The organism is uncultured Turicibacter sp. (assembly GCF_938044715.1).
In the GTDB taxonomy this organism is placed as follows: domain Bacteria; phylum Bacillota_I; class Bacilli_A; order MOL361; family Turicibacteraceae; genus Turicibacter; species Turicibacter sanguinis.
Map to the genome: position 1 here is coordinate 1 of NZ_CALIOS010000013.1, position 11,123 is coordinate 11,123.

Sequence of the window (11,123 nt, forward strand, 5' to 3'; positions counted from 1 at the left end):
TTGGAAAAATCCCTTTGATGTTAACTGAGTGGCCTTATACTGTTCATATCCCCCCATAAACCAAGAAATAAAACTTGATTGCGTGTACCCACCATAACTTCCTTTTGAAATGGCCAATAAATCTGTGATAAAAATCACACCACAAACGAACGTAGAAACACATAAGATGACGCGATTAAATGATTTTTCACTAAAGTTGGCCATCCAAACAACATACATCAAAACAAATGGTAATGTCATGGTTAAAATATACTTCAACTCAATTCCCGTTAAAAACTGATAATTAGCAGGCAAGAATAAATCTAAATTTTTCGTTGAAATAAAATGTAAAACAACATAAGCTATCCAAATGATTGCGATAATAGCGGCCCCAATAAACGTACGCTTCTTATGCTTGTCAACCAAAATAAAGGCCCCTACTGCAAGCAACGGCAAAATAAGAAATCTAACAATCGTTGATGGAACAATTAAATGATATTGCTTTAAAAAATCATTCAATAAATAATCTAAATCAACCAATGGCTGAATCACTAAAAAAATAAAGACTAAAATCCCATAAAAACTTGGACTTTTAATCATCGATTTTAATTGATTTAACATACTACTCCTCCACAATCTCTTTAATCTGCTCGACGATTTGGTTATTATGATAATGATACGTCAACAAGTGTGCTTCCATCACATTGAGCTGCTCTGGATGTTTAATTAAGTCTTTCATCCCTTCATAGAAGGAGTTTTCATTGTTATCAACAACAATCCCATATTCATTATTTTTCAACTGCTCTTCAATACCGGCCACCTTTGTTGCTAACACAGGTGTCAAACAAAGTAAAGATTCAAATACAACGGTTGGCAATCCTTCATAACGTGATGGCAATAAGAAACAATCGGCAAGTTTAAAATATGGAAATGGATTTTCACGATAACCAATTAGCTTAAACGTCTCCTCAACTTGATAAGCCTTAATTTTTTGTTTTAAAACTGCTTCATCCTCTCCACCACCAATAATCATAATATGATGCAATAAGCCTTCTTGTATGAGTCGATGATGGATCTCGAGTAAGCGATCATATCCTTTTTGATCTACTAATCGCCCCACACTGATAAATGTCAAAGCTTCTTGTTTAAAAAATGTCGAACGAGTTTCATCAATCTCCACATTGTATTTTTGCTTAATTAAGTCTTCTTGAATAATATTATGAATCACTTTAACAGGTTTGCTTAATTCAAATACTTCTTGATAGGAAGCCGCAGCAACCTTTGATACTGCGACTTGCTCATCCATTAAGGATAACGTCTTCTTAAGCAATGGCATGTAATTAGATGAGAAATTTTGAACTTTATAATCTAAATGAACCCAATTTACTTTTTTCTTACTATTTCCATTGGCAACAAAAATTGTACAAAAACCTTCTTTAAAAGCAATCTCAACATCATAAGAATCAAGTTTCATTTTTTTTCGTTCACGCTTAATTTTATTTCCAATCATTCCGGCCTTCATTAAGAAAACCAGATATAGTTTTCTAGCTATCAAAGCTAAATTTTTAGATTTAATTAACTGTCCGAGGGGTAAATCAATGACACTAAAAAATTTAGAGCCTTCTAAGACTCGCACTTCTTTTGGCACACCCTTTAGCATCTCACCATGCTTATGAAGGACAAGTAAATCTATTTCATAATCTGTCGTCTTAACAAGTGTTGTCAATAAATTATTCAAAACACGTGCTACTCCGCCAACGACCATCTCATCATTAACAATTAAAATTCTTTTTGACATTTTCTCACTTCCGATCATATAACCATAACACTAGTTTAAATTGACGTAAATACAATAAATACATTAAAACTTTCTCTTTCTTACTATAAGTATTAATATACTTATTCTTGATCCATTTTGGATATTTACTACTTAAAGTGGTAATATTCTGATTTAAAAATACTTCACGTCCATTTTGATACTCTCTAATGCGTTGCGTCGTTAATTTAGCCCCATGCTCGACAAACATATAATTAACCTCATCAAGACAAGGAATTTTATTTTTGACAACGTAAGACTTGACTAAATCAAGAGCACGATAGATATCAAAAATTTTATCAGAAGGTGTATGCATAATAGAGCCCGCACGTTGAAAATAGTTATAAAAAACATGATTAACTTTGACGATTTTATTCGCCTTGGCTAATACGATCGGAACACATCCTAAATCTTCATACCATAATCCTTTTGGAAATTTAACATCATCAAATAATGAACGTTTAAACAGTTTATTACACGCACTATTATTAATAGTAATGATTAAAGGATCATTTGAAACATTCGTTTCAGTAAACTCTCCTCCTGGAACAAACTTTGTCTCACCTGATTCATACACATACTGCATATCACAAACAACGACATCAGCTTGCTTCTTTACGACTTGCTGATACATAACCTTAAACATATCTGCCTCTACCCAGTCATCACTATCAATAAAGGCAACATAATCCCCATTTGCATGTGCTAATCCATAATTTCTAGCATCTGCTAAGCCACCATTCTTTTTCATCAATCCAATGATTTTCCCGGGAAATTTCTTTTGATACTCCTCTACGATATCTTGCGAATGATCCGTACTTCCATCATTCACACAAATAATCTCAATCTCCTTCATCGTTTGATTAACAAGTGAAGCTAAACATTTATCTAAATACTTCTCAACATTATAAATTGGGACAATCACACTTAATTTTGCTATCACGTTATCACACCTATTTCAATAATTTCTGTTTGATAAAAATAAAACTCTTCAATAATTTAATTTGTTTATGCCCAAGCAATTTTAAGATAAAACGATCTTTCTTCGATAAACAACTTAAATATTGATTACTTAACCATCCAGGATAATGACGATTCATATGGTCAATAGCCTCTTTAATATATGTTTCTCCATCTTCAACTTTTAAAAAGCGCAGACAACTAAATAAAGCTAGATTTTCAATTGATAAATAGGCTAACTCTTCCATGTACTCGTCAAAAATTCCTTGCTGCTTATAATACGACTCTATCGAATCAATCGCTTTATAAATATCTAAAACTTTTGGATTAACTGTCGACATAATAGACCCTTCACGTTGAATGTAATGAACAAAGGCTTCATTGACATATGCAATATGATGACATTTTGGCATAAATTTAGCGGTCGTCGCTAAATCTTCATACCATAATCCTTTGGGATAACGAATATTTGTCTTTGTAAACAGCTCCGTCTTATAAAGCTTATTCCAAGCTGATGCAGGACTTAACAATAAATTTTTAAAGGGATTATCCGCTTGTTGACGCAATCCTTGAATATCATTTGAAACACCACGGTCTTCCCATTCCATTAAAAAGTCAGATACAACCAAATCAGCATTCTCTTCCTTTGCTTTTTGATATAGTTTCTCATACATCATTGGCTCAATCCAATCATCGCTATCAACAAAACCAATATACTCCCCACGTACATACGATAAAGCATAATTTCTAGCATCACTTAACCCACCATTTTCTTTAATTAATGGTTTAAATAAATGAGGGTATTTTTTGACATACTCATCAATAATTTGTTGAGATTGATCTGGACTTCCATCATTTACAACAATGCATTCTATTTCTTTTAATGTTTGATTCACAATCGAATCTAAACATCTTGGTAAAAACTGCTCCACATTATAGACTGGAAGGATAATACTTACTTTTACCACTTTTTTCACCACCTGACTAAACTAAGATTTAAATTTATAAAATAACTTTAATGTCATTTTTGACTCATAGATTGAAGCTCTTAATTTTTCTTTAATTGATTGATTCGCTTTTTGTTGTTGATAATATTTATTATTTGTCCAGCCTTTAAATTCTTGCTGTAAATAATCATAAAACTCATTCATAATTTTAAGTGCTAATGATGAATCTTTAATATGAATGACTTTTTGTAATTCATAAAGGGCTTGATTAATACAAACCATCTCTAATTCATCTTCAAACGTTTTGAATTTATTTAGTTTTTTATAATAATTGATACTAGCTTCCAATGCTAATAATGTATGTAAAATTCTTTCATCATACGCACTTGAAACATTATTTAAACGATTAGCTAAATAATAATATAAGGGTTGATTAATCATCGCGATTTTCTCACAATGTGCTAATAGCATCAACGTAAAGGCTAAATCTTCACTTCGATAGTTTGTTGGAAATAGTAGTTGATTAGCCGTTAAAATTTCTTTTTTAATAAGTTTATTCCAAGGAGCAGGATTAATTTTAAACAGAATCTCTTTGTGATTCATTAAATCAATCGTCTCAGATTCAAATTTTGGTAATGAAATAGCAAATTGTTCACTTGAATCTTCATAACAATCATAATACTCACAAATGGCCACTGAAGCATCAGATAAACGGATTCCTTCATATAATTTTTCTAACATTTCTTCATGTAGATAATCATCTGGATCAATAAAAATAACATAGGGAGCACTCGATAAACTTAATCCTAAGTTTCGTGTTTTTCCAACCCCTTCATTTTGCTTATCCATCACTTTAAAACGAGAATCCTTTTGCTCCCATTCTCTAATTAAAGTTAAGGTCTCATCTGTAGAACCATCATTGATCACTATCACTTCGAAATCTTTGAATGTTTGAGTGACCAAACTTTTAAAACATTTATCAATATATTTTGCGACATTATACGCAGGAATGATAACACTAATTTGACTCACGGGGTTTACACCTACTTTAGCTCATTTTCATCTAAAATTCGACTATATTAAAAAAGATATTTATTCTATAGTTGTAACCATATTTGAACAGAAATAGTCACATTTATCATATCATAATTTAATTCCAATGGAAATATAAACAAAAAAAGCGCATCGAGATTTCGACACACTTTTTACAATTGTTTATTTTTTTAATACAATTCGCTTTGCACGATTAACAAATAATCTAAATTCATTAAAGAATACAAAATATAAGATGCTATGAGCTATTAAAACAATGGTACCTAAAACAGCCGATCCTAGGAACCAAACTAAAATTGATGACGTTCCTGATGGGAATACTAACTTCCATCCCATATAAGAAATGGATCCAATCACAAACATAATCCCTATTCGTCCAAGAACCAGACGATAATAATACCAAGGTGATAAGTTAAAAACACGTGGATAAACTAAATTGACTGTCATAAAGAAATCAAAAATAAACTGAGACAAGAATGTTCCTAATAAAATCCCAGTAATTCCAAAGTTTTTAATTAATACTAGAGAAATTAATAGATTAGCTATTGCAGTGATGTAAGCAATTTTTTTAGTCTCTTTAAATAAACCATTCACATTTCTAACAACTAATAATGGTTCTCTTGACACCAAATAAAATAAATTTACACTAAATAACAAGACTGCGAATAATGAAAGAATATATTGCTCCTCTTTCATCCATAACATCATAAAATCTCTCATGACAACAAATAAAATACTACAAATCACTGAACTTAAGAAAAAGGCAAAATTCGTATATTCCAAAAATGTTGCATATTTATGTTCTTCATTCTCATTTGAAAATAAATTTCCAAAACTATCAATTGGCGCTTGCACAATGCTAAATAAAATCTTTTGTAAACTTGAGCAAATTAAATTATAAGCATTATAAATATTCGTCACTGAAGTAGCAACAAAGACACTTAATAAAATAGGATCCGTATTACTTAAGACCACACCCGAAATTTTATGTGCAAAGACATGTTTTGTATTTTCAAGAGCTGATAAGTCACGTTCTTCATGATTATTCTTTAAATAAGGATATAACTTAAGAGATTTCTGTCTAGAATAAACATATGTTGCAATGGTTAAAAGTCCATCGACTAATAAAACAATCGCTAAATCTACTTTCAGTAACGCAAGCACAACGACTAAAACAGAGCGAATAAACGTAATGAATTGAATTCCGATATTAATTTTATAATATTGTTGATCAGATTGAACGACAATATTCGGTCCCATTAAAAAGTAAGAAATCACCACTGGAATCAATAATAAGAAATAAATCAAGTAGATCGTCCCACTTGGAATCGGATCCGCTTTACTAATAAATAGCGGAGAAACAATTCCTATAATTGTTCCAAGCACTAAAATGATAATTCCCATCCATCTAAATAAATAGACAGCCCCATTATATAATTCGGTTACCTTTTTATGATTTTTATCAGCCAAGGGTTTATATAATATTTGCTGAAATGCCATTCCAAATCCACCTTCAACTAGATTTAAAACAGCCATAATTTGTAATAATGTCGAATAAAGTCCGTTAATTGAACTACCATAGATACTAGAAAATAAACTAAATTTAACAAAACCTAAAATAGGTAAAATTAAATTTGGAATTGTTGTTGCTAGCATATTAAAAAACGAATGTTTCGTTCTCATCTCATCACTCCTAACACAATCTTTCCTTTTATTTGACTAGAAAGACATAATTTAATAAAAAGGTGTATCGTCATTAGGATACACCTTTTTGATTTAAGTATTAATATTTTAACTAAGATTGTGGCGCTGATGGTTGCTCTGTACTCACACAAAGTGGATCATCTGGATTCTCATCACAGAAATTTGGAGCCGGTACCTCAGGTTCTGGATCAGGTGTTGGTGTTGGATCCGGTGTCGGTGTTGGATCCGGTGTCGGTGTTGGATCCGGTGTCGGTGTTGGATCTGGTGTAGGTTCAACACCTAATGAAACAACAACAGTAATATGACCTGAACTTACGCTTTGACCTACTCCAGGTGAATAAGAAATAATCGCTCCTTTTGTAACCGTTGCGCTATACTGCTCTTGTTTTGAAACTGTAATTGAAAGTCCTAATTCGGCGTTTTTCTGACTAATATACGAAACGAACTCTTCGTATGTTTTGCCAACATAATTATCTAGTGTCACTGATGCGACTCCTTTAGATTTATATACATTAATTGAAGAATTCGCATTAATCACTGTTCCAGCAGAAACATCAGATACCCAAAATCCCGCTGATACAGAAGAGAACTTATCATCTGTAAAGTTAACTTTAACGGATACTTTATTTGCCCAATTATTAATTTGGTCTTTTGACCAACCTAAAGCATTGAAATCTGGTACCGTAATATAATCCATCACGGTTACTGTTAAACTACTAATACTATCTTTTTTCGTATAAGCTTTAACACTTTGAGACGTCACATACCCCGCTTTGGATGGATCATATCCTGAATCTGACCACGAAATTTTATTAATCGTAATCGGAACGCCTGCTGAAGATGCCCAGTTTTGAGCCATTTGTGCTGTATACTTCCCGCCTACCATATCAGGCATCATACTGCGACACTCTTCAGCATTTTGATTAGCTGAATCTGTACAATCTAATCCTTTTTTAATCACACTTACTGAAATAGATGATACTTTAGACGCAATCGTATTTGCTTTAACACTTTGATAAATAACTTGATTATTGGCAGCAGATGAGATATAACCACTATCTCCCTCTTCAACATAATTCACATCGATACTGATCCCATTTTGTTTTGCCCAAGACGTTACTTCGCTTAATACCCATCCTTCAGAAACAAAATCTGGAACTAATTCTGGCATTTCTGGAATATCAGGTGATGCTTCATTATACCATGACTGTACCCATGTCACACCATAATGTGGTGAAAATGGTGTATAGCTAAATGTATACTTTATTTCAGGTTGAATTTCTTCTAAGTTAATTAACATATTTTTTTTAGCATCTGCAACTGCTCCATCAAATGGAAAGGCATAATTTAAAATATCTCCACGAAATTCGTTATAAACATTACCGAAAGTGGCACTAATAACCATATTTTTAAAATGAATGTAATTCATTGGATTGTTACTTCCATAACTTGTTACTGTATCTAATGCATATTGGAATGACGATGTAATTTGATTCATTGAGATATTTGTTTCAATATTATTTCCAAGCACTTCAATGACTTTTAATACTTCATTAATAGAATTCATTTCAGTTAACATCTGGCTGATAGCTGCTCGAATAACCTCTTGTTGGCTTTCCGCACGTCCAAGATCGCCATTAGCTAATGTTTTTCGATGTCTTGCTAAAGCAAGTGCCTGCTCTCCATCTAAAATTTGATATCCTTGTTCAACATATACGATATCATCTCCCCAATTACGATCACTATTTTGCTCAATAATCGTTTGTGGAACATACATATAAATTCCACCAATGGCATCGATTAACTCAACAAATCCTTTAAAGTTAATTTTCACGTAATATGGAATATCAATATCAAACCAATTTTCTACTGTTTCAATCACACAGGTTGTTCCACCATTATTGGCATGGTTAATTTTGTCCTTCATGTTGTTATAACATGGAATTTCAACATAAGAGTCACGAGGAATTGAAGTCATCGTCACAGATAATTTTTGTGGATTAACCGTCGCTAAAATTAAGGAATCTGCACGTGAATTTGCGTTCAATCCTTCTGTTTCAGAGTCAACTCCCATTAATAAAATAGAGAATGGCTGATCAACTAAAGAATCATAATTTTTATTTGATTCCACTGTAACCTCTTGCTTAATAACTGTTTCGATGTTGGCTAAAACAGTCGTCTCTGTCGAAATATTTTCATAACCTAATTGATCGGAAAAAATCGTGGTATAATTATCCCCAATAATAATGGCATCAACGTCTCCTTGATATAAATCGTGAATTAAATCAAATGGCATATCATATGTTTTCACTTTTTCTTCAGATAACTCATTTTTATCTAAAAATGTATTAATACTTTCTACAACTTCTTCTTTAGTAATATTTAAGGTCCCAATTGTTTTTCCTTTTAAATCATCAAATGATTTAATGTTTGAATCCGTCATTGAAACTAAACTATAGTTAATCACGGTTTCTTGTGTTGTCATATTATTTAATGATTTATACACTTTCATATTCACATATCCAAAGTATGAAGAACAAATAATTGATACAATTGCAATCACACTTGTCACTAAAATTCCAATCCCTTTATTTTTGTTTAGACAATACATCCCAAACATCAATAAAGATAAAAAGGCAAAAATTAAAATTAACGACACATTGATTCGAAGAGAACTATTGAATCCAGAATATTTATTGATATAAACAATATTTAAGACAATTGGAATAATTGGAATAATTAAAAGTGATAATAATAAATACTTAACAATCGGCTTTTTTAATATATTTTGCAAGTTACTCATTTCTCCTCACCTCCACTACTGAATTTCAATTAAAACTAATTGATTTTCTTTTTCAACAACAATAAATCCTGTTTCTGTTGGAAATTTTGATAAATCTAACTCATCACTATCTGTATATGTCCATTCTGCATAAACATATGTCCCATCCATCTCTGTTCCGTCTGGCATTGTGTAGACATAGTTAGGATCAACCCCCGTTACCTTAACATTTTCTACTGTTAGCAATTGATCGGCACCGAACTCTTCAATATAGTAATCTAGATATAAATAGAAGACATCTACTGCTTTATTTCTAAAATCTGAACGATATAACGGATACACAAATTGTAATCCACCTACATCGTTACGTCCTCCTTTATTAGACCAAGTAAAGAAATCGGCAATGAAATTTTTAACAACAGACTCTGCATAAGCTGATTCAGTTTCTGGAGTCCATGACTCTTCAAAGGCTGTTTGATTCTCAATTAATTCATCATAAATTTCTTTTTGATATTCTGTAGCTGTTTCACGTAACGTATAATCAACAACGTCTTGGGTCACATCAATAATTCCTATATTCGTATTCACATCATTTCCTACTGTACTTTTATCTCCTTTTAACTGAGTGATTAAAATAACTGCAAGAACAATTGTAGTGATTGTAAAGATTCCCCCGAAAACTAAAAAGGGCTCTTTTAACAGCTTATTTAGCTTCATTTTCTTCACCTTCTCTTTCCTTGATTACCGAAGCATATTGACATGTTTTTTGATGCATATCACCTTCATAAATTAATTCATCCGTATACACACCACTTGCCCCATAGTATAACAATTCTTCTAGTGTGACATCATCATTAATGGTATGGAAGAACATTGGTTTTTTTAGATACTGCAATTGATTTAAAAGATCAAATCTTGGATCTCCCCATAATGAAGCAAAAAATTGTGGCATCGTTACAAATACAATTTCTTCATTTTCATTAATAAACTCAATGACTTCATAATTCGAGCGATGAGTTTCCTGATACATGGTATAGATATAACGATCGAATTCATAAATTTCTTCTACCATATCGAACATTTCAAGCGTATAAAGTTGTGGAATAATTCGAGATAACAATGTCTCATCAACTGCCGTTACCTGTTCAACAATAGCAGTAAATGATTGTTTTACACTGTCTTCATCTGCCCATTTTGTATCTGTAACAAATACCACATCATCATACTCTTGTAATAATTTAATGATATCTTCAAAAGTCATGGGGCTATATTGACCATTGATTTTCATACTTAAAAATTGTTCTAATGTTGGAACATATTCATCACGTTCATTTTTTTCAATCGATGATAAATCAATTAAGTCGAGTTGTTCAAATCGCTCATAATCGCTTTCTGACCACTCATGACGGGCAACTAATTCTCCATCACTCGTAAAGAGTAGGTCTACTTCGAAAACTCTAAATCCTTTATCATAATTATCTTTAAATGCTTCAATAGAATTTGTATAAGGATACCCATCAATTCCGCCCATTGCATGAGCAATATATACTAATTCTTCTTTAGACATAGGGGTTGTTAAATGCTCAATATCCATTTCATACTTACAAAGCATATCTGAATAATCGGTAATAACGGCTTCATATTCATCTAACATTGTATTTTGTGTATGACTTTTTTCTTCAAGTTGCTTAATGGTTTGATCCATCATATAAATTAAAATGGCTAATCCACACGCTGTAATCCCCAATAAAACGCCCAATATGATTAGCTTATTTTTTTTGATATACTCTTTCATACTAACCCCCTTCTAAATACATACTATTTAATTGTACATTATTTAACTAAGAATGCAAATATTGAAAATCGTAATTAAGTAAAAAAA

General features: G+C 31.8%; 9 protein-coding genes. All 9 read right to left on the reverse strand.

Translation table 11 applies throughout. The features are described 5' to 3' along the window. On the reverse strand, positions 1-600 hold a 600-nt coding region (locus QWC74_RS00950; RefSeq protein WP_288993824.1), incomplete at its 3' end, for an O-antigen ligase family protein. Position 601: 1 nt separating this feature from the next. Further along, positions 602-1,777, reverse strand: coding sequence for a glycosyltransferase (locus tag QWC74_RS00955; RefSeq protein ID WP_229059750.1), 1,176 nt, complete (start codon positions 1,775-1,777; stop codon positions 602-604). Between the two features lie 4 nt (positions 1,778-1,781). Next, positions 1,782-2,738: a glycosyltransferase gene (locus tag QWC74_RS00960; RefSeq protein ID WP_006784214.1), complete on the reverse strand. Its 957-nt coding sequence runs from the start codon at positions 2,736-2,738 to the stop codon at positions 1,782-1,784. A 10-nt stretch (positions 2,739-2,748) separates the two neighbouring features. After that, positions 2,749-3,723, reverse strand: coding sequence for a glycosyltransferase (locus QWC74_RS00965; RefSeq protein ID WP_288993826.1), 975 nt, complete (start codon positions 3,721-3,723; stop codon positions 2,749-2,751). A gap of 21 nt (positions 3,724-3,744) precedes the next feature. Continuing rightward, positions 3,745-4,734 (reverse strand): glycosyltransferase family 2 protein, encoded by a 990-nt coding sequence (locus QWC74_RS00970; RefSeq protein WP_006784216.1) that lies wholly within the window; start codon positions 4,732-4,734, stop codon positions 3,745-3,747. Between the two features lie 183 nt (positions 4,735-4,917). Continuing rightward, on the reverse strand, positions 4,918-6,438 hold the full coding sequence (locus QWC74_RS00975; RefSeq protein ID WP_006784217.1) for a lipopolysaccharide biosynthesis protein: 1,521 nt from the start codon (positions 6,436-6,438) through the stop codon (positions 4,918-4,920). Between the two features lie 112 nt (positions 6,439-6,550). Next, positions 6,551-9,262, reverse strand: a complete 2,712-nt coding sequence (locus QWC74_RS00980; RefSeq protein ID WP_278473620.1) for an LCP family protein — start codon at positions 9,260-9,262, stop codon at positions 6,551-6,553. Between the two features lie 15 nt (positions 9,263-9,277). Beyond that, positions 9,278-9,958 carry a hypothetical protein gene (locus QWC74_RS00985; RefSeq protein WP_006784219.1) on the reverse strand — a complete coding sequence of 227 codons (681 nt, stop codon included), beginning with the start codon at positions 9,956-9,958 and terminating at the stop codon, positions 9,278-9,280. Beyond that, the gene (locus QWC74_RS00990) at positions 9,945-11,036 is read right to left on the reverse strand and encodes a phosphatidylinositol-specific phospholipase C/glycerophosphodiester phosphodiesterase family protein (protein ID WP_006784220.1); all 1,092 of its coding nucleotides are present in this window, start codon (positions 11,034-11,036) and stop codon (positions 9,945-9,947) included. The genes QWC74_RS00985 and QWC74_RS00990 overlap by 14 nt, the downstream gene beginning before the upstream one ends. Positions 11,037-11,123: the final 87 nt, after the last annotated feature.